General features: G+C 55.0%; 18 protein-coding genes and 1 tRNA gene. 18 read left to right on the top strand and 1 reads right to left on the bottom strand.

What is annotated here, in order from left to right:
* The first annotated feature begins 347 nt into the window (after nt 1–347).
* The 6 genes from QZR17_RS01695 to QZR17_RS01670 are packed head-to-tail and all read left to right on the top strand — an operon-like array spanning nt 348 to nt 8,413.
* On the top strand, nt 348–1,529 hold the full coding sequence (locus QZR17_RS01695; protein WP_297126833.1) for a Xaa-Pro peptidase family protein: 1,182 nt from the start codon (nt 348–350) through the stop codon (nt 1,527–1,529).
* Nucleotides 1,530–1,565: 36 nt separating this feature from the next.
* Nucleotides 1,566–2,429, top strand: a complete 864-nt coding sequence (locus tag QZR17_RS01690; RefSeq protein ID WP_297126830.1) for a CPBP family intramembrane glutamic endopeptidase — start codon at nt 1,566–1,568, stop codon at nt 2,427–2,429.
* A complete protein-coding gene (locus QZR17_RS01685) occupies nt 2,413–4,245 on the top strand; it encodes an alpha-L-fucosidase (protein WP_297126828.1) in 1,833 nt (610 codons plus the stop codon). The genes QZR17_RS01690 and QZR17_RS01685 overlap by 17 nt, the downstream gene beginning before the upstream one ends.
* A gap of 11 nt (nt 4,246–4,256) precedes the next feature.
* Nucleotides 4,257–5,105 (top strand): deoxyribonuclease IV, encoded by an 849-nt coding sequence (gene nfo, locus QZR17_RS01680; RefSeq protein ID WP_296119432.1) that lies wholly within the window; start codon nt 4,257–4,259, stop codon nt 5,103–5,105.
* Between the two features lie 3 nt (nt 5,106–5,108).
* On the top strand, nt 5,109–5,903 hold the full coding sequence (gene ispE / locus QZR17_RS01675) for a 4-(cytidine 5'-diphospho)-2-C-methyl-D-erythritol kinase (RefSeq protein ID WP_297126825.1): 795 nt from the start codon (nt 5,109–5,111) through the stop codon (nt 5,901–5,903).
* The gene (locus tag QZR17_RS01670; protein ID WP_297126822.1) at nt 5,900–8,413 is read left to right on the top strand and encodes a prolyl oligopeptidase family serine peptidase; all 2,514 of its coding nucleotides are present in this window, start codon (nt 5,900–5,902) and stop codon (nt 8,411–8,413) included. The genes ispE and QZR17_RS01670 overlap by 4 nt, the downstream gene beginning before the upstream one ends.
* 87 nt (nt 8,414–8,500) lie before the next feature.
* Here the strand turns inward: QZR17_RS01670 and QZR17_RS01665 are convergent, their stop codons facing one another.
* Nucleotides 8,501–9,412, bottom strand: coding sequence for a metallophosphoesterase (locus tag QZR17_RS01665; RefSeq protein WP_297126819.1), 912 nt, complete (start codon nt 9,410–9,412; stop codon nt 8,501–8,503).
* Between the two features lie 355 nt (nt 9,413–9,767).
* Here QZR17_RS01665 and QZR17_RS01660 point away from each other — a divergent pair, with 355 nt between their 5' ends.
* From QZR17_RS01660 to gyrB, 12 genes are all read left to right on the top strand, one after another.
* Nucleotides 9,768–10,625: an endonuclease/exonuclease/phosphatase family protein gene (locus tag QZR17_RS01660; RefSeq protein ID WP_297126816.1), complete on the top strand. Its 858-nt coding sequence runs from the start codon at nt 9,768–9,770 to the stop codon at nt 10,623–10,625.
* A 108-nt stretch (nt 10,626–10,733) separates the two neighbouring features.
* A tRNA-Asp gene (locus QZR17_RS01655) sits at nt 10,734–10,807 on the top strand.
* A gap of 325 nt (nt 10,808–11,132) precedes the next feature.
* Nucleotides 11,133–11,783 (top strand): redox-sensing transcriptional repressor Rex, encoded by a 651-nt coding sequence (locus QZR17_RS01650; protein ID WP_296164321.1) that lies wholly within the window; start codon nt 11,133–11,135, stop codon nt 11,781–11,783.
* Nucleotides 11,780–12,391: a hypothetical protein gene (locus QZR17_RS01645; protein WP_297126812.1), complete on the top strand. Its 612-nt coding sequence runs from the start codon at nt 11,780–11,782 to the stop codon at nt 12,389–12,391. Before QZR17_RS01650 ends, QZR17_RS01645 begins: the two co-directional genes overlap by 4 nt.
* The gene (locus QZR17_RS01640; protein ID WP_297126809.1) at nt 12,388–13,539 is read left to right on the top strand and encodes a PorV/PorQ family protein; all 1,152 of its coding nucleotides are present in this window, start codon (nt 12,388–12,390) and stop codon (nt 13,537–13,539) included. Before QZR17_RS01645 ends, QZR17_RS01640 begins: the two co-directional genes overlap by 4 nt.
* Complete coding sequence (gene ispF / locus QZR17_RS01635) at nt 13,539–14,057, top strand: 2-C-methyl-D-erythritol 2,4-cyclodiphosphate synthase (protein ID WP_297126806.1); 519 nt, start codon at nt 13,539–13,541, stop codon at nt 14,055–14,057. The genes QZR17_RS01640 and ispF overlap by 1 nt, the downstream gene beginning before the upstream one ends.
* Nucleotides 14,058–14,085: 28 nt before the next feature.
* Nucleotides 14,086–14,439 carry an aspartate 1-decarboxylase gene (panD, locus tag QZR17_RS01630; protein ID WP_018107645.1) on the top strand — a complete coding sequence of 118 codons (354 nt, stop codon included), beginning with the start codon at nt 14,086–14,088 and terminating at the stop codon, nt 14,437–14,439.
* A gap of 5 nt (nt 14,440–14,444) precedes the next feature.
* Complete coding sequence (gene argS, locus QZR17_RS01625) at nt 14,445–16,250, top strand: arginine--tRNA ligase (RefSeq protein WP_296158706.1); 1,806 nt, start codon at nt 14,445–14,447, stop codon at nt 16,248–16,250.
* A gap of 22 nt (nt 16,251–16,272) precedes the next feature.
* Nucleotides 16,273–16,725 (top strand): dCMP deaminase family protein, encoded by a 453-nt coding sequence (locus QZR17_RS01620; RefSeq protein ID WP_296158705.1) that lies wholly within the window; start codon nt 16,273–16,275, stop codon nt 16,723–16,725.
* 15 nt (nt 16,726–16,740) lie between these two features.
* Nucleotides 16,741–18,372, top strand: coding sequence for a S41 family peptidase (locus QZR17_RS01615; protein ID WP_297126801.1), 1,632 nt, complete (start codon nt 16,741–16,743; stop codon nt 18,370–18,372).
* A 25-nt stretch (nt 18,373–18,397) separates the two neighbouring features.
* Nucleotides 18,398–19,000, top strand: a complete 603-nt coding sequence (locus tag QZR17_RS01610) for a 5-formyltetrahydrofolate cyclo-ligase (protein WP_297126798.1) — start codon at nt 18,398–18,400, stop codon at nt 18,998–19,000.
* A 256-nt stretch (nt 19,001–19,256) separates the two neighbouring features.
* Nucleotides 19,257–21,221, top strand: a complete 1,965-nt coding sequence (gyrB, locus tag QZR17_RS01605; RefSeq protein ID WP_297126795.1) for a DNA topoisomerase (ATP-hydrolyzing) subunit B — start codon at nt 19,257–19,259, stop codon at nt 21,219–21,221.
* Nucleotides 21,222–21,260: the final 39 nt, after the last annotated feature.

The raw sequence follows: 21,260 nt of genomic DNA, 5'->3' as shown, positions 1-21,260 counted from the left end.
GGTCGAGTCCCGGACGAATGGCACTCGAGGACCGGACGGGTGGCACTCCGGTGCCGGTGAATGGCACTCCGGTGTCACCCAAGAGCCTGACGGCTAATTCCTAATCGAAACGGGCCCGTTTTCACCAAGTATAGACCCCGTTTCGATATGCTATAGGACCTCTTAAATTGCATATTAGCTGGCAAATTTCAGACACTGTTGCCCGAACTATTTTTCAGCCCCATTCTTTGCCCTTTGATTAGCGGACAAGAGCCTTTAAGGCAAACTTTGGTATCTTAGTACAGTCGTAGGATCACTTGGAGTGGTCCGTGTACCCGCAATTTGAATACTACACAAGAAATAGATCTATGTCACTGTCTCACGAAGAGCTGAGCTGTAGGCTCGCAAAGATCAGACAAGCTATGGCCGCAGAGGGCTGCGAGAGCCTCCTCCTGCGGAGCATCCCATCCCAGCTGTACCTCACCGGAAGCGTAGTCTCCGGCTGGGTTTACGTGCCGGGAGTGGGTGACCCCGTCTTCTTCCCTGACCGAACCGGCAACCGGCTCTCAGACTATGATCCAGCAAGGGTGATCCCGGTGCGGAAGCCGGAGCATATCCCTGCTGAGCTCGAGTTACTTGGATATCGCATTGATAAGGGGACAGCCCTCGAGAAGAGCTACCTCACAGAGTTGGATTACGAGCGGCTGAGCAAGCTCTCTCCCTCAGGCGTCAGCTCCGTCGATGCCGGTGCTCTGCTGCGGCAGGTGCGTATGACTAAGACGCCGGGTGAGATACGCTTGATCAGGGAGACCGCTGCTCGTCACTCTGAGATCTATGAGATTGCCCCGCAGCTCTACGAGCCGGGTATGACTGACCTGGAGTGGCAGTTTGCTCTCGAGTATGAGATGCGTAAGCGTGGCTGGGTCGGTCTCTTCCGCACCTTTGGGACGCAGATGGAGAGCTTCTCAGGCAGTGTCATCGCCGGGGACAACGCCTCCTGCGCCTCCCCCTACGACTTTACGATGGGCGGTAGGGGAGTGGCTTCCTTCCCACTTGGAGCTGCTGGACACGTCATCCGATCAGGTGAGTCGGTGATGGTGGACTTGGCGGGTGATTACACCCAGTATCAGTCGGACTGCACGCGGACCTACTATGTGGGTACTCTTCCCGATGAGGCTTTCCGCTGCCACGAGATCTCGCTACGTATGCACGAGTGGCTTGAGGAGGTGGGAGAGCCCGGCTTCCCCATAGGTGAGATCTACAATCATTGCCTTCACCTGGCGGAGCAATTCGGAGTGGCAGATCACTTTATGGGAGATGAGCTGAGAGCCCGCTACGTGGGGCATGGCGTCGGGCTGGAGATCAATGAGCTCCCGATCCTCACCGGTCGCTGGCCGGGTGTGCTGGAGGAGGGTATGGTGATCGCCTTTGAGCCCAAGATCATCCTTCCCGGTGTCGGGGCGCTTGGGATTGAGGACACTTACCTCGTGCTGCCCGATGGGCTGGAGTGCCTCACCACACCGGAGCGGACACTCGTCAAGCTTTGCTAAGTCTGTTCCCTCGCTCGGGGTCTTAACCATCTGCGCATGACTATCCATCCCACATACGACCTGCAGAGCAGAGCCCGCTTCAGCCAGTTGGTCTTCCTCTTTGCGGTGATGCTGATTATGGCGGGAGTGTTCTCCTTTCTGATCACTCCGGCTCTCCGCATGACATCACTCTCGGAGACTAAGTCCTTACTTGTCTCACAGATCTGCTCGTCACTGCTGGTCTTTTGGGTCCCGCCCCTTCTGCTCAATACGTACTATAAGGCTCGGCACCTAAGTCCATTCTTTCACCCTCTTGCGTCGGTGAGGCTACCTCAAGTGGCATTGGGGCTTGCAGTAGCTCTCTTGGCTCTCGTCCTTTCGTCCTTGCTGGAGGACCTCATGCGGATGATCCCGGAGCCTGAGGCACTTGCTCCTTTGTCGGCACAGGTGGAGCGGACCACCGAGATGATGATCTCTGACCACAGCGTGGGAGGGATCACGCTGGCGTTGATAGCCCTCGTAGTGGTTGCTCCGCTGGCTGAGGAGTATCTCTTTCGCGGCGTGCTGCAGCAGTGGGTCCTCTCGGTCACCCGGAGCGGGCATACCGCAGTGTGGGTGGTGGCGCTGCTCTTTTCGCTGATACACATGGAGTGGGGCGGACTCCTGTCTCGCGCCTTCATGGGGGTGCTGCTGGGCTACGCTGCTCTCTATGGAGGAATAAGGGTCTCTGTCCCTATGCATGCCCTGAATAATCTACTGGTCTATCTCCTCTTGCTCTGTGGCAACCCAGAGCCGTGGAGCCCTCTTCCCCTTGGGATCGTCTCCGTGCTGATATCCATAGTCTGCCTGATCGCTATTGGCGTCCTTCTCCGATATATGTCTCAAAGAACGAAATCCGAATATCATGAAACGATCAACTAATTTACTTGCTCTCTTAGCACTAACTCTTCCACTGCTCAGTCTCTTGACCTCCTGCAAGGAAGCAAAGCAGAGTACCTACTATACCCAGCGAGTGGACTTCCCTGAGGGAGCTACGCTTGACACGAAGGTGGAAATGGCCTCGCAGCTGATCCCGTCCGAGAAGCAACAGACGTGGCAGGAGCTGGAGCTGACCGCTTTTATCCACTTTGGGGTCAATACATTCACCAATCAGGAGTGGGGCGATGGGACGGAGGATCCTGCCATTTTCGTCCCGGAGCATCTGGACACCGATCAGTGGGTGAAGACCCTCAAGGATGCCGGCTTTCGCCTCGTGATCCTTACCTGTAAGCACCACGATGGGTTCTGCCTCTGGCAGACAGAGACCACGGACCACTCGGTGAAGTCCTCCCCGTGGCGCAATGGCGAGGGCGATGTGCTGAGGGATCTGTCGGCATCGTGCAAGAAGTATGATATGAAGCTGGGTGTCTACCTCTCCCCCTGGGATCGCAATGCAGCATCCTATGGAACCGGCAAGGACTACAATGACCTCTACATCGCTCAGCTTACGGAGTTGCTCTCGGACTATGGCGATATTGATGAAGTATGGTTTGATGGTGCCTGCGGTGAGGGTCCCAATGGTAAAGTACAGGAGTACGACTGGGAGCGGGTCTTCGACACGATCCATAAGCTGCAGCCCAATGCCGTCAGTGCCATCATGGGTGAGGATATCCGCTGGGTGGGCAATGAGAGTGGTCTCGGTCGCGAGACGGAGTGGAGTGCCACCATCCTCGCGCCGGACTCCTATCCCGAGAGTGACAGCCTCTACAAGGCACTTGATATAAATGCTATGTCAGAGGACCTCGGCAGTCGGGAGATGCTCGCCAAGGCAGGGTCCCTCTACTGGTATCCGAGCGAGGTGGATGTATCCATCCGTCCGGGATGGTTTTGGCATCCGGAGGAGGAGCCGAAGTCTCTAAAGCAGCTGTCGGACATCTACCTTCAGTCGGTGGGGCGCAACTCAGTCCTCTTGCTCAATATTCCTCCGACTCGTGATGGACTGCTCGATGAGCGTGATGTGAAGCGAGTGGGTGAGCTTGGGCAGTGGATCCGCCAGCTCAATGAGCAGCGTGCCGCTACAGAGGATCTTGCTCACGAGATCAAGGTGGGAGGAAGTGTTGTGACGGAGCTTGATCCGGATATGCAGGTGGGGGTGATCCTTCTGCAGGAGGACATCTCCCGTGGGCAGAGAGTCGAGAAGTTTCACGTAGACGGTCTGATGGACGACGGTACTTGGTCGCAGATTGCCAAGGGAACCACCATCGGCTACAAGAGACTTCTCCCGCTGGAGGTACAGGCGAAGTATAGCAAGATCCGTCTCGTCATCGATGAGGGTCGTGGAAGCTCGGTCTTCATTCGTCACATCAATGCCCTCATACTGCCGCCGCTGTCAAGCTCAGAGCTGGTCGATGGCATGCCCGGGATTACGCCTCTCCCCAAGCAGGGCTGGACCGTCTCGAGTGTTAGTCCACTGGAGATCCTCTTTGGCAAAGAGCTGAGTGTACAGGGACTTATCTATACACCTGCTAAGGGTCGCGATGCCACCACACTCCCCTTCACCTACCTTCTGGAGGGATCGGAGGATGGCAAGAGCTGGCAGACGCTGGCAAGGGGCGAATTTTCAAACATCGTCAATAATCCGATCCCGCAGAAGATCAAGCTCGACCGAGCCTATTCGCTTCGTGGGATGCGCCTTACCGGCACTACGGTGGAGGGTCATGGAGTGCCACTTGAGGAGTCTGAAGTAGTAATCTATTAATCCCTATCACAATGACGAAATATATCGGTGCGCACGTCTCCAGTGCGGGTGGGGTGCAAAATGCTCCGCTGAATGCGAAGGAGATCGGTGCCAATGCTTTTGCCCTCTTTACACGAAACCAGCGTCAGTGGTTCCCCAAGGCGCTGAAGGAAGAGGACATCGAAGCCTTTAAAGTCAATATGGCGGAGTGTGGCTTTGAGCCGCAGTATGTCCTGCCCCACGCCAGTTACCTGATCAACCTTGGCTCGCCTCGGGAGGAGGTGATGAAGAAGAGCCGGCACGCCCTTACGGATGAGATGCAGCGGTGTGAGCAGCTGGGCTTGGGGATGGTCAACTTCCACCCCGGTGCCAATCTCGGAGAGACCTCCGTGTCAGCGTGTCTGGCTCAGATCGCTGAGGGCATCAACATCTCACTTGAGCGAACTGAGGGTGTGAAGGCGGTGATCGAGAATACCGCCGGTCAGGGATCCAATCTTGGCTTCACCTTTGAGCAGATTGCTGAGATCATCGATGCGGTAGAGGATAAGAGTCGTGTCGGTGTCTGTATCGACACCTGCCATGCGACCGCAGCAGGGTATGATATCCTGACTGAGCAGGGATATCATGCGATGATGAAGTCCTACGAGGAGCTTATCGGGCTGGAGTACCTCTGCGGCATGCACCTCAATGACTCCAAGAAAGGGGTGGGCTCTCGTGTCGACCGCCACGAGTCGCTTGGGGATGGCGAGATAGGTATAGCCCCCTTTGAGTGGATCATCCGCGATCCCCGTACCGATCATATCCCGCTGATCCTCGAGACCCCCAATCCGGATCGATGGGCTGAGGAGATCGCCTTGCTGAGGACCTTTGAGACCAAGTAAGGGATGATCGCTTTTCCTCAGGCTAAGATCAATATTGGTCTCCGCGTCACCGGTGTGAGACCGGACGGCTACCACGAGCTGGAGACACTCTTCTACAAGATCCCGCTCTGCGATGCTTTAGAGGTGGTGCCGGCAGAGAGTGATGCCCTCGATGATGGAGGCTTTGGTGACCCGCAGCATAATCTGGTCGTGCGGGCTGTGGAGATTATGCGCGAGGAGGGGGTCGCTATTCCCCCGCTGGAGGTGATCCTTCGTAAGCGTATCCCCACCGGTGCTGGTCTGGGGGGAGGCTCCTCCGATGCCTCCTTGATGCTCCTCATGCTGAGACAGCTCTATTCCACTGACCTCTCGGATGAGCGGCTGGCAGAGATGGCACTTAGGCTGGGGGCGGACTGTCCCTTCTTCCTCACCTCCGGTGCCCAGATCGGTCGCGGGGTGGGGGAACTCCTTCATCCCTTCTCTCTCGACTTATCCGGATGGGTGCTGACCTTAGTCCTTCCGGGGATCCATGTCTCCACGGCTGAGGCTTATCGTGAGATAGGGATTACGGAGCCTGCTCAGCCTCTCGAGGAGATACTGGAGCGACCTGTGGCGGAGTGGCGTGACCTTGTGATCAATGACTTTGAGGTTCCCATCTTCGCCCATCATCCCGAGCTGGCTGAGGTAAAGGATCAGCTCTATGACTCCGGTGCCACTTATGCATCCATGACCGGGTCCGGCTCCTCCCTCTATGCCCTGAGCCCGGCTCCACTAAGTCGACTTACTACCCAATACACTACATATTCCTATCTATTATGAAGAAAGTACTCTTTCCGATAGTTCTTTCTCTACTGGTGGGCGGACAGGCACTGGCTGCACATCCGACCGATACCTTAACCATCTTTCGCTACCAGGCACTCCCTGTGACAAAGCTCACTGCTCCGATGGAGACCGACAGTGTCAATCTCTACGGCAAGTCCCGCGACTCCTTTACGTCCTCGACCGATCTGCCTATGGTAGTGCCTGACAGCCCCTTACTGACGGACTTCATCGCACCGGTGGATACGGTTATCCGCCTCGAGGGGGGCAGGCTGTACCGCCTCTCTACCGCCATACTCTCCACATCGTACGAGAAGGCCTCCCTGATGGTCTCCTGTACGATGCCCTACAAGCTCTACTTCGATGGCAAGGTCCTTGGGGAGAAGAATAGAGTGCTGACTGACCCGCAGGAGGATCACTATGACCTGACCATCTATCCCTCTGCACGGCGTACTTTGTCCATTGCCATAGAGGCAAGAGACTCGGCCAGGTTGGTTATGTCGGTCGTCCCCGAGAGATCAGGTCATACCCTCTCCCTCAGTACTGATCCTGTAGAGTATATGAGTATGGACTTCGGGCTCACCGGGGAGACTCTGACAGGTGTACGTATGTCCCCCAGTGGTCGCTTCACCATTCTCTCCTCTGTCTGCATTGTTGACCTCAAGCGTCATTACTCCTCCACGCTCTACGAGGGGACCCATCGCATCGGGACCCTTCCCGATGGCGTAGCCAATGGTAGCTGGATGCCCCGCTCGGATCGGCTCTACTATACGGTACAGACCGACCTCGGCAGGAGTCTGATGACCTACGACCCGGCGACTGGTGCTGAGGAGCTCCTCTGTGAGGCCATCCCTGAGGGATCCTTCACGATGGCTCCGAGTGAGGATCGCTTGATCTTCTATAGAGAGACAACAGGTGACAAGCACTCCACCTATGTGGACCGGGTGCTGGGTCGAGATGATCATAGGGACCTAATGGAGCCCCGAACTCGGTATGACCTTTACCTCTTTGACTTCGCCACACGAGACTATCGACCTCTGACCTATGGCTATCGCTCTGTGGGGCTGGAGGACATTAGTCCGGACAGCAGGCAGATCATTTTCTCAGTGACGGATGAGGATGTCACGGAGTCTCCCTTCTACGCCACTGCCTACTACGAGATGGATCTGGAGACGATGGCGGTCGATACCCTCTTTGCTCCCACTTCTGATCTCTCCTACGTTGGCTATACCCATATGCCGGGTCAGTTGCTTATCCAAGGCAATCCTGATGCCTTTGGCGGTCTGGGACGCAATCTCCCCGATGGTATGACGACAAATACCTACGAGACGGATATCTACCTCTATGACCGGAGGAGTAAGACGGCTAAGGTCTTTACGAAGGACTTCGCCCCCTCCGTGCAGTCAGTCCGCCTCGCTCAGGACCGGATGCAGGCGGTCTTCCGTGCCGCGGACCGGGACTACCAGTGGCTCTACTCGCTCGACCTGACAAGCGGAAAGATCAGCCCTCTGCCGGTGAGTGTCGACTATGTCGGATCCTACGCTGTGGATGCCCGGTGCAAGACCTTTGCTTACGTCGGTGAGAGTGCCAATAGAGTGGCAAATGCTTACCTGGGAGATGTCACACGCCGCACCTCCTCGGTCCTCAGAGATATAGCCTCTGAGCGGATGAAGGATGTGAAAGTGGGAAGCGTGCAGGACTGGAGCTTCACCATGCCGGATGGTGGTCAGGTGCCGGGACGCTTCTACTTGCCACCAACCTTTGATCCTCAGAAGAAGTACCCGCTCCTGGTGTACTACTACGGCGGTACCTCACCCGTTGGGCGGATGTTTGACTGGTACTACTCTCAGCCGATGTATGCCGCACAGGACTACGTCGTGCTGGTGCTCAATCCCAGCGGTACCATTGGCTGGGGTCAGGAGTACGCAGCCAGGCATGTCAATGCCTGGGGTGACCGGACCGCTGATGAGATCATCGCTGCCACTAAGGGCTTCGTCAATAGTCATCCCTATGTCAATGGCAAGCGGATCGGCTGCTTCGGTGCCAGCTACGGAGGCTTTATGACCCAGTATCTCCTCACTAAGACGGATCTCTTTGCCTGCGCCATCAGCCACGCCGGCATCAGTGCACTCTCCTCCTACTGGGGACAGGGCACCTGGGGCATCGGATACAGCACGGTCGCCAGTACCGACAGTTATCCATGGAATAATCCCGATCTCTATGCCAAGCACAGTCCGCTCTTCCGTGCCGACAAGATCCACACCCCCCTGCTCCTCACCCATGGCACATCTGACACCAATGTCCCCTTCGGGGAGAGCGTCCAGCTCTACAATGCGCTCAAGATCCTCGGACGACCGGTGGAGATGATCCGCGTCTATGGTGAGGATCACCATGTGATGGAGCTCCACCGCCGGCAGATCTGGATGCGCTCGATGATGGCATGGTTCCAGAAGTGGCTCAAGGACGACCCCGCCTGGTGGGACGATATGTATCCTGAGCGTCACTACTGATCCGCATATCCCCTTAGGTGGGTAAAAAAGAGGTCTCCTTGCTATCCGGCAGGGAGACCTCTTTTTTTTGCTCTATCCTTTACTCCACTACTCGTCCCATCCATCGTCGATATACTCCCAGCTGTACTGATCTTTCTCTGGGTCGAGAGTCAGCAGGAGGTAGCCCTCCTCTGTGCCATCTAAGGGTCCCTGCCACCAGGCGCCACTTACAGCACCTCCCATCAGGAGCCAAGTGCCGTGACTGAATAGCTCCTCATGGACGTGATTGTGTCCCTGTAGCACCGCCACCGTATGATACTCCGCGAGGAGATCCCAGAGGGGCTTGAAGTTACTTATCAGGTCCTTGTCATACACCTTTCCCTCCGTGGCAGCATAGTACAGCGACTGGATCGGCACGTGGGTAACCACGATCAGAGGGCAGCCCTCCGACATTTTCTTTAGGTCCTTCTTGATCCACTCCATCTGCTCCAGAGAGATCGCATAGTTGCCCTTCTTAGTCGGGACGACCGAGTTGATCACCACAAAGTGGACCCCTTTGTGGTCTATGGAGTAGGTCGAGCGACAGAGGTGCTTCTCGAAGAGCTCCACCCCCGTCGGCTCCTTGCTGCCATCCTCGCGGTAGTAGTAGCGGTCATGATTTCCGATGGTGTAATAGGTCGGGATGCCGGTCTCCTCGGCCATGCTGCGTATCCTGTCGAGAGCGAGTCCGGCCCTCTCGTAGTCCTCCGGCAGACGTCGATCCAAGTCGGCTAGGTCACCTCCAAGGATCATAAGGTCCACGTCGTGATCCTTTACGCTATCCAGAGCACGCTTGTAGCCGGCGCACTTGCGAGGCGTCCCCTGTACGTCGAGGTGAATGTCTGTAAGGAACGCTACTCGGAATGGTCCCGACTCCTCGGCCTCCATTGTTAGTGGGGTGATCAGTAGGGCGGTGAGTAATGGGAGGAGTAGTCTCGAGATAAGACCTGTGCCCGAGGGTCCCAGAGTGTGTTGTGTCATGAGATAGATGATTGATCGATTGTTACTTTTCGCAAATCTACCACGCCCCTGTCTCATATGCGTGTCGATATGGATACAGATTTGTTTCTGTCACCATAGGTGAAAATGCCTATCAGTGAATCGCCTGAAGATCATAGCGGAAGAGCCTCTGCCTATTGGATCATTTCTTTTACCGATATTAGGCGTCACTAATACCGATATTAGTGACGCCTAATATCGGTATTAGTGCAATGCGATATTACTGATCCGGAAGAGATGGTCGCCTAGGACCTTTTGCTCCTCGGACCGACCTCTTGTCTGAGCCCTTCCGTCGGTAATAATGGCTATCTTTGTCTCCGTACTAGACTATATTGATATGAAACGACTATTTTCGGTGCTCCTCCTGATCGGCTCCCTCCTCGTTGGGGGGACCTCTCTCGCACAGCAGGCAGCACATCCCCTGACTGTGGGAAGCTTCAACCTCAGGTACCTCAATGACCACGATGGTGAGAATAGCTGGGCCAACCGCTGCCAGATGGTCACCGACCTGATAGCCTACTACGGCTTTGACTTCCTCGGCACCCAGGAGGGCTACCTGGAGCAGCTGAAGGATATCGATACCCTCGATAGCTATGACTACATCGGGGTAGGGCGTGATGATGGTAAGGAGGCTGGTGAGCACTCTGCCATCTTTTACCGGACCGACCGCTTTGACCTGCTGGATCAGGGAGACTTTTGGCTGTCAGAGACACCCGAGGTGCCGTCTCACGGCTGGGATGCCTCGGAGTGCCTCCGCATATGTAGCTGGGGACACTTCCGTGATCGGATCAGCGGCAAGACGTTGTATTTCTTCAATGTCCACTACGACCATGTCGGTCAGGAGGCGAGACGGCAGTCCTCGTACCTCCTGCTGAGCCGTATCCGTCCCTTGCTCGCGAGGGGAGAGACGGTGATCCTCACCGGTGACTTCAATGCTGGTCCCGATGAAGAGCCGATACGGATCCTCCGGGAGGCAGCACTGCTCCGCGACTCGAGAACGATCAGCCAGGCAAAGCCCTATGGTCCCTCCGGCACTTTTCACGACTTTGATCTGAGCAACTTCTCTGATGAACCGATCGACTACATCTGGGTGTCGCCCAATATTAGGGTGGATAACTATCGGACTATCACCGACCAAGACCATGGCAGGCTTCCCTCGGATCACTTCCCGATCATGACTCACCTCACATTTTGAGGGATAGTAGAGGGCTATCCCCTTGCAGTGTCCAATAAAATTCTTACCTTTGCAGAGCAAAACCGAAAGAAACAGTGTCAGAGAGACCTGTAAGAGTTCTGGAAGTTAGGTGCGGTAGTTCAGCTGGTTAGAATGCCTGCCTGTCACGCAGGAGGTCACGGGTTCGAGTCCCGTTCGCACCGCAAATGAAGGAGAGACCGTAAGTCGCTGATATCAAGCACTTACAGTCTCTCTTTTTTTGCTTTTTCTCCACGATTTCTTCATGCGATCTGTGCCTCCGATTTGCTTCAAATAGTATTGTTTTGCCCCAAAATGCACTTCGACCCCGCAAAAACCACGCAGTTTTTTAGATCCTGTCTTTAGGTCCATAGACGTACGGAATGGAGGAATTAGGGGGAAAATGGTAAATTTGAGCGCAGTAAGCTAAGGAGTAGCTCTTCGGGTGCACAGCGAGCCCGAGGAGTGGTTTTCTCTGACGAGTAAAAACTTCGCTGTACGAGTCAATTAATGAGTAGAAAGAAGCCAAAGAATCAAGTGCCGGAGCCTGTCCTCCGTCGTCTGCCGTGGTATCTGGCGTACATCAAGCTGCTACAGGCGCGAGGTAAGGAGGTGGTCTCCAGTACCTACATCGCTCGCAGCATTGGGATCGATCCGTCTCTCGTTGCCAAGGATCTGTCGTATGTCAATATCGTCGGTAAGACTCGCGTCGGCTACTCGACCGATGAGATGGTAGAGGTGCTGGGAAAGTTTCTCGGCTTTGTGGCTCAGCATAAGGCCTATGTCTTTGGATGCGGTAATCTGGGAGCCGCTCTCATCAGGGATAAGGGACTCTATCAGTATGGTCTGGACATCGTGGCGGGCTTCGATACCAGCCCTTCCGTGATTGGCGATGACTCTCTGGGTGTGCCTATCTACGATATGGCTGAGCTGGATCAGCATCTCGACGAGGGGGTACAGATCGGTGTGCTGACCGTCCCGGTCGAGTATGCTCAGGAGGTTACGGATCGACTTGTGGAGAGTGGACTGAGGGCGATATGGAATTTTACCCCCTTTCGGATCGCTGTGCCGGACGATGTGGTGGTAGAGAATCTCTCGATGTATGCCAGTCTGGCGGTGATGTTCAATCGCGTCCACGCTATGGGTCACGAGGAGATATGAAGGTCTTCTGCACTGACTTTGACCTCCTTGTGGGTATTCCCTCCACGGAGGACACCTTAATGACAAGCCTCTATCTTAGGGGGGATCATACGCTCCTTAATAGTGGTAAGCGTGTCATGATCACCTCCTGGATGAGGGGACTGAGCTATATGCCCCAGCTGGTCGTGAGGATTGACCGTGCGGGTAAAGGCTTCGAGCCACGCTTTGCTGAGAGGTACTACCGGAGGGCTGCGTGGGGGGTCGCTTTGGCTGATCGACAACTGGTGCTCGATCGTCTCTCTGAGCGTATGGATCCCGGTGTGGCTTACTCCTTTGATGGGTCGCTTGCAGTGGGGGACTTTTGCCCTATCGAGGAGCTAAGGTCTAGTCGGGTAACACTCCTTGAGACTGAGGGAGCTACCCCGCTTCGTGAGTCTTCGGATCCGCTTCCCCTGCCCTCGGACGATAGGATCAATGAAGTGGTCTCGGCGATAGCTCAGCTCTATCTCCTCAAGACGGGTGACTGTATTTGTTTTCCCCTCGGAGATGAGTACAAGACCATTGAGGGCGGACATTACCTCTTTATTGCAGAGGGGGATCAGGAACTACTAAGAATAGGTATAGAATGAATATCGAAAAGAAATGGATCGCTCTGACGCTGCTGATCCTCACGCCCTTCGCGAGGTTGTCGGCTCAGGAGCCAGCCACGGAGCCCTCGGATCACTCCTGGTCTCCGAGAGTGACCGGTGCGCCCTCCCTCCTGATCACTCCTGATGCGGGGTCTGCAGCTATGGGTGAGAGTGGTCTCCTCTCTGCCCACGGAGCCTTTGCCCTGATGCAAAATATGTCACTGCTACCGATATCCGATGGGAAGACGTGGGGGGTGTCGCTCTCCTTTACACCGTGGATGCCGGATCTTACGCGGGATATAAACCTCTCGACTGTCACAGGGTACTACACCTTTGATGGGGCATTGGATCTGCGTCACTCCGTGGCGCTGGGGATGAGGTATTTCAATATCGGTCACACCCTCGCATTCCCAAAGAGTAAGCGAGGCGTTATGGAGACACGTCCCTACGAACTCTCTGTCGATCTTGGCTATGGACTGAGGGTCCTCCCTACGCTCAGTGTCGGGATCGGGCTCCGATACGTTGCCTCCGACTACAATATTTCGCAAAATGGAGTAAGTAGCCTTGCTCAGACCGTAATGGGTGATCTCAGTGTGACCTATCGCCAGTCCTTCTCTATCAAGAGTCTGCCGACCGAGCTTACTGCAGCCCTGGCTCTACGCAATGTGGGGGGAAAGATGACGCACGATGGCGGGCTCTCCTATCTCTACTCGCCTGCTACGCTTGACCTCGGAGTGGGAGCGAGACTTCAGCTCACCGAGTCGGATGAGCTTTTCCTGCAGGTCTCAGGAGACAAGCTGATGGTTCCCGAGTATCCCACGTCTGCTAAGACCGGCAGTCTGGATGAGGCACGAAAGGCCTACTACCGGTACTCTATATGGCAGGCTATGGGACAGTCGTGGCGGGATACCGATGCATGGCGCGATCTTGCTGCCTCCATCGGTGTGGAGTATGGGTATAAGGGACGGCTCTTCGCTCGAGCAGGCTATAGGTTTGTCCATCCTGATGCCGGGCTTGGCGCTGGCTTGACCCTCGGTGGAGGCTTTCGCTACGAGATGGCAAGGCTTGACCTCGCCTACTTTGTGGCAAGCGATAGTAAGTCGCCACTCAATAATACCCTGAGAGTCACCCTGAGTGCAGACTTCTGATGATGCAAAAGATAAGGGTCGGCTACGGCTATGATGTTCATCGTCTCGTAGAGGGACGGCCACTGACACTCGGTGGGGTCCGGATCCCCTCATCCAGAGGGCTCCTGGGGCACTCCGATGCAGATGTGCTGCTCCATGCGATCGCTGATGCTCTCCTCGGAGCTGCTGCCCTGAGAGACATAGGCTTCCACTTTCCCGACACGGATCCCAAGTATGCCGGAGCTGACTCTACGCTCCTGCTTGCCGAGGTCTATAGCCTGCTCTGTGAGAGGAACTACAGAGTGGGGAATGTCGATGCGACCATTGTGGCGGAGTCTCCGAAGCTAAACCCCTTTGTGCCACAGATGCAAGAGCGGATCGCAGAGCTCCTGGAGGTCTCTCCAGAGGATATTTCGATCAAGGCAACCACTAATGAGCGGATGGACTCGGTCGGGAGAGAGGAGGGGATGACCGCTTATGCCGTCGCGCTTATCTATGGGACGGAGTGCGGGGATAGTGGTGAGCTGAAAAAACGCTAATTTTGCCCCGCAATCGGATACAGGTATTATGTATATAGGAGTATTGAAGTCTAAGATCCATCGAGTCCACGTCACTGAGGCAAACCTTAATTACGTGGGGAGTATCACCATCGATGAGGAGCTAATGGATGCCGCTCACCTGATTAGGGGAGAGAAGGTGCAGGTGGTTAATAACAATAATGGTGCTCGGCTGGAGACCTATGTGATCCCCGGTGAGAGAGGTAGCGGGACGATCTGTCTCAATGGAGCTGCTGCCCGACACTTCCTGCCCGGTGACATTGTCCTCATCATCTCCTATGCACAGATGACTCCGGAGGAGGCTCTTCACTTTGAGCCGACAGTGATTTTCCCGGATACAACTACTAATAAACTTGTCGACTAATCCTTATGACTAATAGATCATATCATACCCTTGAGAATCATCTCCAGAGAGCGGTATCGGATGCTCTGAAGGCCCTTTTTGACATAGACCTATCACCTGAAGAGGTACGGCTTGATCCCACTAGGAAGGATCAGGAGGGGGACTTTACCCTTGTCGTTTTTCCTTTTCTCAAGCAGGCTCATATGAAGCCCGAGGAGCTGGGTAATGCCATTGGTGACTACCTGACAGCCCACTTCCCTCGGATGATCCAGAGCTATAATGTGGTCAAGGGATTTCTCAATCTCTCGCTTACTTCTGCCCTCTATGTGGATCAGCTCGGTGAGGTGGCTGATCAGCAGCGATTCGGGACTCGGTCCGCTGGTGAGGATGCGCCGCTCTACATGATCGAGTACTCCTCTCCTAATACGAATAAGCCACTTCACCTTGGTCACGTGCGGAATAACCTCCTTGGGTACAGCCTTGCACAGATACTTAAGGCAAACGGCTGTCGGGTGATCAAGACTAATATTGTCAATGACCGCGGCATACACATCTGTAAGTCGATGCTGGCTTGGCTCAAGTGGGGCGATGGCGTTACGCCGGAGAGCTCGGGCAAAAAGGGGGACCACTTGGTGGGAGACTTCTATGTCCTCTTCGACAAGCACTACCGTGCCGAGGTAAAGGAGCTGATGGACTCTCAGGGACTCTCTAAGGAAGAGGCTGAGGCAGCCAGTCCGCTGATGAAGGAAGCTCGGCAGATGCTGGAGAAGTGGGAGGCTGGTGATGAGCAGGTCCGCTCGCTCTGGAAGAAGATGAATGACTGGGTCTACACCGGATTTGATGAGACTTATAAGCGGCTGGGGGTCGACTTCGATAAGATCTACTACGAGAGTGACACCTATCTGGAGGGAAAGAAGGAGGTGCTTCGCGGACTGAACGAGGGACTCTTTGTCAGGGACGAGGACCGCTCCGTATGGGCTGATCTCCGCGAGGATGGTCTGGACCGCAAGATCCTGCTTCGCTCCGACGGCACATCGGTCTACATGACTCAGGACATAGGCACGGCAAAGATGCGCTTCGCTGACTACCCCATCGATCGTATGATCTACGTGGTGGGTAATGAGCAGGAGTACCACTTCCAGGTCCTCTCCATTCTCCTCGATAAGCTCGGCTTCCCCTTCGGCAAGGAGCTTGTCCACTTCTCCTATGGTATGGTGGAGCTGCCCAACGGCAAGATGAAGAGCCGCGAGGGTACGGTCGTCGATGCAGATGATCTGATGCAGGCGATGCACGAGGAGGCGCATAATGTGAGCGAGACTCAGGGGCAGATCAAGGAGCTTCCCGAGGATGAGCGCAACGAGGTCGATGAGATCGTCGGGATGGGCGCTCTGAAGTACTTCCTCCTGAAGGTTGATCCGCGGAAGAATATGATGTTTGACCCCGAGGAGTCCATTGACTTCAATGGGAATACCGGTCCATTCATCCAGTACACCTATGCTCGTATCTGCAGTCTGGTCAGCAAGGCTGGTGATCGAGTCGACTGGAGAGGTGCCGCACTCGAGCTGGAGGAGAAGGAGAAGTCCCTCGTGCAGGCGATCGACCGCTTCCCGAGCGTGGTGTCTGCCGCTGCTGATGATCTCAATCCCGCCGCGATCTGCAATTACACATTTGACTTAGTAAAGCTCTATAACCAGTTCTATCACGACTGCCCTGTCCTTCGGGAGGAAAATGCGCAGCTCCGCTCCTTCCGCGTCAGCCTGAGTGAAGAGACCGGCAAGGTGATCAAGACCGCTATGGGGCTCCTCGGCATTCGCGTACCTCAGAGGATGTAACTCTCTATAGCTCGATAAGGCAATGGCTCTATCTCACGAGGAAAAGAAGCAGCTGGAGGTCGACAAGAAGTACCTCCGGATGGCTCGTATATGGGCGGAAAACTCCTACTGCACGCGTCTCAACGTGGGAGCGCTCATCGTCAAGGACAAGATGATCATCTCCGACGGGTACAATGGCACTCCGTCCGGATTTGAGAACAAGTGCGAGGACGATGAGGGTAAGACGAAGGCTTATGTGCTCCATGCCGAGGCAAATGCCATTACCAAGGTCGCTGCCTCTAATAATAATAGCACAGGCGCCACCATCTACGTGACAAACTCCCCCTGTATGGAGTGCGCAAAGCTCATTATCCAAGCCGGCATCCGCAGAGTGGTGTATGCCACGCAGTACCGCATCACTGAGGGCATCGACCTCCTTCGTCAGGCGGGCATCACTGTGGATCATATTGACATTGATTCCTCGGAGGATCTCTAATCACACCACTGAGCTATGACTAAGGAAGCTATCCGTAATATACTTGCTACTCTCCTTGTGGGGCTTGCGACACTCCTCCTGGCGGGGGGCGGGTACTGCCTCGGCCGTTACAGGGCAGGACTAGGGAAAAACTCTGCCCTGAGTAAGCTCCAAGCCTCTCTCGACCTGATCAACACTCAGTATGTGGATGAGGTCTCGAGTGACAGCCTGGTGGAGACCCTGATCCCGAGCCTTATGTCTCACCTCGATCCTCACTCAAGCTACCTGACGGCAGAGCAGAGGAAGAAGGAGAGAGAGGAGCTGGAGGGCTACTTCTACGGCATTGGTGTGGTCTTCAATTCCCTCAAGGACACCGCCATTGTGATCCGGACGATACCCAATGGTCCCTCTGATCTCGTCGGAGTCAGAGCGGGTGATCGCATCATAAGTGTCGATGGACGATCCATCGAGGGGAAGATTCCTACTGATACGATCATGGGTCTGCTCAAGGGAGCCAATGAGAGCATGGTGACCCTCACTCTCCGTGATCCCTCCACCAATGACCAGAGGACAGTCCGGGTAAAGCGTGGTCCCGTCTCGACCAGTAAGGTCGGCGCGAAGTACATGATGAGTGACTCGCTGGGTGTGATCCGCCTGGATGGGTTCTCCCTCAGCACCTACAATGACTTCATGCAGGCTTTCGCTCAGTTGCAGCAGGCAGGGATGAAGGGTCTTGTACTTGACTTGAGAGACAATCCCGGTGGTATCCTCGAGTCTGCCCTGAAGATGATCAATGAGATGCTCCCAAAGGATAAGCCGGTGATTTACATTGAGGGTGCGCACTATCCGAGGGAGCAATACCTCAGCAGTGGGGGGGGCAGTCTGGTCGACTTCCCTCTGTATATCTTGATCAATGAGTCCTCCGCCTCAGCAGCCGAGATCGTCAGCGGAGCAATGCAGGATAACGACGCAGCGATCGTCATCGGTCGGCGCTCCTTTGGTAAAGGACTGGTACAGAAAGTCTTTGAGTACCCTGATGGTTCCTCAGTTCACCTCACCATCGCCCGTTACTACACGCCCTCAGGTCGCTGCATCCAGAGGGAGTACCACACAGGCGACAGTGGCGAGTATTTTAGCGACTGGGCAAAGCGATTTAGCAACGGTGAGCTCTACAGCTCCGACTCGATCCCGACAGACTCCTCCAAGGTCTACAAGACCGGGCGCGGACGCCTCGTCTATGGTGGTGGCGGCATTATCCCGGACATCTTCATCCCTCAGGATAGCTCCAAGCTTACAGGCTACACGATGGACGTCTTGCGTAGGGGGGGCCCGCAAAAGTATGCTTTTCTCTACGCTGATAGCCACAGGGCTTACCTGACAAGTATGGGTGACGAACTGCAGTGCTATGACTTCCTGAGGCTACAGGGACTGCCGTGGATGATGGGCAACTATGCTGCCCGCGAGTATAATATCCCGCTGCGGGGCTACCTCCTCTCTCACGATGAGGAGTATCTCAGTGACCTGATGGCTCAGTCTGTCATCATGTATATCTATGGAGACGATGCGATGGCAAGGGTGGCAGCGCAGAGTGATCCGATGATCAGTCGCGCGGTGGACCTCTTTAGCCGGCAGATCTACTCACCGATGAGACTTTCGTCGGAGAGGTAATCGTAGACTTTCTTTATCCCAAATCATGACACCAGTATTTAGCTCTCCGGTCACCAAGAAAGAGATTCGGGCCCTTGTCCGGGACCACTTCAGGGTGCTCTCTCCTGAGGAGCGTGACGAGCGGTCGGCAAGAGCTTGCCGCTCCCTCTACGAGAAATTCTTGAGGGGGCGTCAGGGGCAGAGTGTGGGGCTCTTTATGAGTATGAAAAATGAGGTGCAGACGGCTGCCCTCATTAGCATTCTCCGTGAGGAGGGCTCACGTCGCCTACTTGTCCCGAGATGTGATGATGGTGAGACTATTCGCTTCTACCCTATGGGTGACATCTCCGACTATGAGCTCTCCGGCTACGGGATCCCTGAGCCGACCTGCCCGATAGAGGATGAGGAGGTGCCTGAGTTACTCGTCGTCCCCGGGGTGGCATTCGGTCGCCAAGACGGGGGCAGAGTGGGGCATGGCGTAGGGTACTACGACCGTTACCTCGAGAAGCATGCCTCGGAGCTGAGGCTTGTCGTCGGACTGGGTCTCGAGTTTCAGATCTTTGACACAGTGCCTACGGACCCTCACGACTATCCCCTGCAGGGGCTCGCTTGGGAGGATGATACAGCGCTCTGCGGACCATCCCGGTAAAGCCCCCTGACAAGACAACCTGCATAAGCACTCGGACTAATACTGGTATAAGATTTCACTAATATCGGTATTAGAAAACTCTAATATCGGTATTAGGTAACACTAATATCGGTGTTAGAATTATCCCTTGGCTGACGAGGTAAATGGGACAGGATTGTCCGTCGTCGGATAGCCCTTGAGACGGGTGTATTTTTCTTCCCTGATCCGCATTATTTCGCTATCTTTGTATAGTAACAAAGAAGAGAATTATCAATCCATGAATACCGAAATAGAGACACCTAAGCCACAGGTGTATGACGCGTCCGACATCCAAGTACTTGAGGGACTGGAGGCGGTCCGTAAGCGGCCGGCTATGTACATCGGAGACGTCAGCTCGAGAGGGTTGCACCACTTGGTCAACGAGGTGGTCGACAACTCTATCGATGAGGCAATGGCCGGGTATTGCGATAGGATCGAGGTGGATATCAATGAGGACAACTCGATCACAGTCCGCGATAACGGGCGAGGCATTCCGGTCGATATGCATCCCAAGCTTCATAAGCCTGCCGTCGAGGTAGTGCTTACTGTGCTGCATGCCGGTGGTAAGTTCAATAAAGACTCCTACAAGGTCTCCGGAGGACTTCATGGTGTGGGCGTCTCCTGTGTAAATGCCCTCTCCAATAAACTTCGTGTGGAGGTCTATCGCGATGGTAAGATCTATGCTCAGGACTATGAGAAGGGCAAGCCGGTGAGCCAGCTGGAGGTGATCGGCACGAGTGATCACACCGGTACGGTAGTCAGCTTTCTCCCCGATGACACCATTTTTACTACCACCCAATACCAGTTCTCAGTCCTGGAGGAGCGTATGAGAGAGCTTGCTTTCCTCAATGGAGGGCTTGAGATCCAGCTGACCGACTACAGAGATAGGGACGAGGATGGTAACCCTAGGCGTGAGTCATTCCACTCGGCTCATGGTCTGGTCGACTTCGTGAGGTATCTGGATGCCAATAAGGAGCCACTCATCAGCGATGTCATAGATATCGATACCGTGCGTGATGATGTCCCGGTGGAGGTGGCGATGACGTACAATACGGACTTCAACGAGAATATCTTTACCTACGTCAATAATATCCATACCGGAGAGGGTGGTACTCACCTGACCGGCTTCCGTCGCGCGCTGACACGTACCCTGAAGAAGTATGCCGATGACTCCGGCATCCTCGAGAAGGAGAAGGTCGAGATCACCGGTGATGACTTCCGTGAGGGACTTACGGCCGTGATCTCTATCAAGGTGGCTGAGCCACAGTTTGAGGGTCAGACGAAGACGAAGCTCGGCAATTCTGAGATCACAGGCATCGTCGACTCTGCCGTCAGCGATGCACTGACGGAGTACCTCGAGGAGCATCCCAAGGAGGCTCGTGCCATCGTCGACAAGGTGGTCCTGGCGGCTAAGGCGCGTACTGCAGCCAAGAGAGCGCGAGAGATGGTTCAGCGCAAGGGACCGATGTTCTCCGGTGGTCTACCCGGCAAGCTGGCAGACTGCCGCAGCCGAGATCCTGAGGAGTGTGAGCTATTCTTAGTCGAGGGAGACTCTGCAGGTGGTACTGCCAAGCTGGGCCGAGACTCCAAGTATCAGGCTATCCTGCCTCTAAGAGGAAAGATCCTGAATGTGGAGAAGGCGATGCCCCACAGAGTATTTGAGAATAAGGAGATCCAGTCGATGTACACCGCCCTCGGTGTCTCCGTCGGTACAGAGGATGATCCCAAGGCGCTTAATTACTCCAAGCTGAGATACCACAAGGTGATCATCATGACCGATGCCGATGTGGATGGTGCGCATATCGCCACCCTGCTGCTCACCTTCTTCTTCCGCCATATGCGTGCCCTTGTGGAGGAGGGATACATCTATATTGCCAATCCGCCACTCTATCAGTGCCGGACCAAGAGTGGGGACAAGATCGACTACTGCTTTAATGATGAAGACAGGGCGGACTTTATCGCCCAGTATGGCGCCGGTGACGAGTCTAAGATCATCACCCAGCGCTACAAGGGTCTTGGAGAGATGGACGCCAGTCAGCTCTGGGAAACGACAATGGATCCTCAGGGACGCTATCTCAAGCAGGTCACTCTGGAGAATGCCGTGGAGGCTGATCGAGTCTTCTCGATGCTGATGGGTGAGGATGTGGAGCCTCGTAGAGACTTCATCAAGGAGAATGCCACCTTTGCCACTGTAGATGCATAGTATGTACGTCCGTCTGCAGGAGGAGGATTATTAGATTTT

It is taken from the genome of uncultured Porphyromonas sp. (assembly GCF_900541275.1).
GTDB lineage: Bacteria > Bacteroidota > Bacteroidia > Bacteroidales > Porphyromonadaceae > Porphyromonas_A.
This window is presented reverse-complemented; position numbering and strand designations above follow the sequence as displayed.

What these genes read in the sequence shown, in the direction of transcription:
- panD (WP_018107645.1), top strand. Translation starts at nt 14,086, where the DNA reads ATGTATATAGGAGTATTGAAGTCTAAGATCCATCGAGTCCACGTCACT.
- gyrB (WP_297126795.1), top strand. Translation starts at nt 19,257, where the DNA reads ATGAATACCGAAATAGAGACACCTAAGCCACAGGTGTATGACGCGTCC.
- QZR17_RS01640 (WP_297126809.1), top strand. Translation starts at nt 12,388, where the DNA reads ATGAATATCGAAAAGAAATGGATCGCTCTGACGCTGCTGATCCTCACG.
- QZR17_RS01660 (WP_297126816.1), top strand. Translation starts at nt 9,768, where the DNA reads ATGAAACGACTATTTTCGGTGCTCCTCCTGATCGGCTCCCTCCTCGTT.
- QZR17_RS01690 (WP_297126830.1), top strand. Translation starts at nt 1,566, where the DNA reads ATGACTATCCATCCCACATACGACCTGCAGAGCAGAGCCCGCTTCAGC.
- QZR17_RS01665 (WP_297126819.1), bottom strand. Translation starts at nt 9,412, where the DNA reads ATGACACAACACACTCTGGGACCCTCGGGCACAGGTCTTATCTCGAGA.
- nfo (WP_296119432.1), top strand. Translation starts at nt 4,257, where the DNA reads ATGACGAAATATATCGGTGCGCACGTCTCCAGTGCGGGTGGGGTGCAA.
- ispE (WP_297126825.1), top strand. Translation starts at nt 5,109, where the DNA reads ATGATCGCTTTTCCTCAGGCTAAGATCAATATTGGTCTCCGCGTCACC.
- QZR17_RS01620 (WP_296158705.1), top strand. Translation starts at nt 16,273, where the DNA reads ATGGCTCTATCTCACGAGGAAAAGAAGCAGCTGGAGGTCGACAAGAAG.
- ispF (WP_297126806.1), top strand. Translation starts at nt 13,539, where the DNA reads ATGATGCAAAAGATAAGGGTCGGCTACGGCTATGATGTTCATCGTCTC.
- QZR17_RS01685 (WP_297126828.1), top strand. Translation starts at nt 2,413, where the DNA reads ATGAAACGATCAACTAATTTACTTGCTCTCTTAGCACTAACTCTTCCA.
- QZR17_RS01695 (WP_297126833.1), top strand. Translation starts at nt 348, where the DNA reads ATGTCACTGTCTCACGAAGAGCTGAGCTGTAGGCTCGCAAAGATCAGA.
- QZR17_RS01615 (WP_297126801.1), top strand. Translation starts at nt 16,741, where the DNA reads ATGACTAAGGAAGCTATCCGTAATATACTTGCTACTCTCCTTGTGGGG.
- argS (WP_296158706.1), top strand. Translation starts at nt 14,445, where the DNA reads ATGACTAATAGATCATATCATACCCTTGAGAATCATCTCCAGAGAGCG.
- QZR17_RS01650 (WP_296164321.1), top strand. Translation starts at nt 11,133, where the DNA reads ATGAGTAGAAAGAAGCCAAAGAATCAAGTGCCGGAGCCTGTCCTCCGT.
- QZR17_RS01645 (WP_297126812.1), top strand. Translation starts at nt 11,780, where the DNA reads ATGAAGGTCTTCTGCACTGACTTTGACCTCCTTGTGGGTATTCCCTCC.
- QZR17_RS01670 (WP_297126822.1), top strand. Translation starts at nt 5,900, where the DNA reads ATGAAGAAAGTACTCTTTCCGATAGTTCTTTCTCTACTGGTGGGCGGA.
- QZR17_RS01610 (WP_297126798.1), top strand. Translation starts at nt 18,398, where the DNA reads ATGACACCAGTATTTAGCTCTCCGGTCACCAAGAAAGAGATTCGGGCC.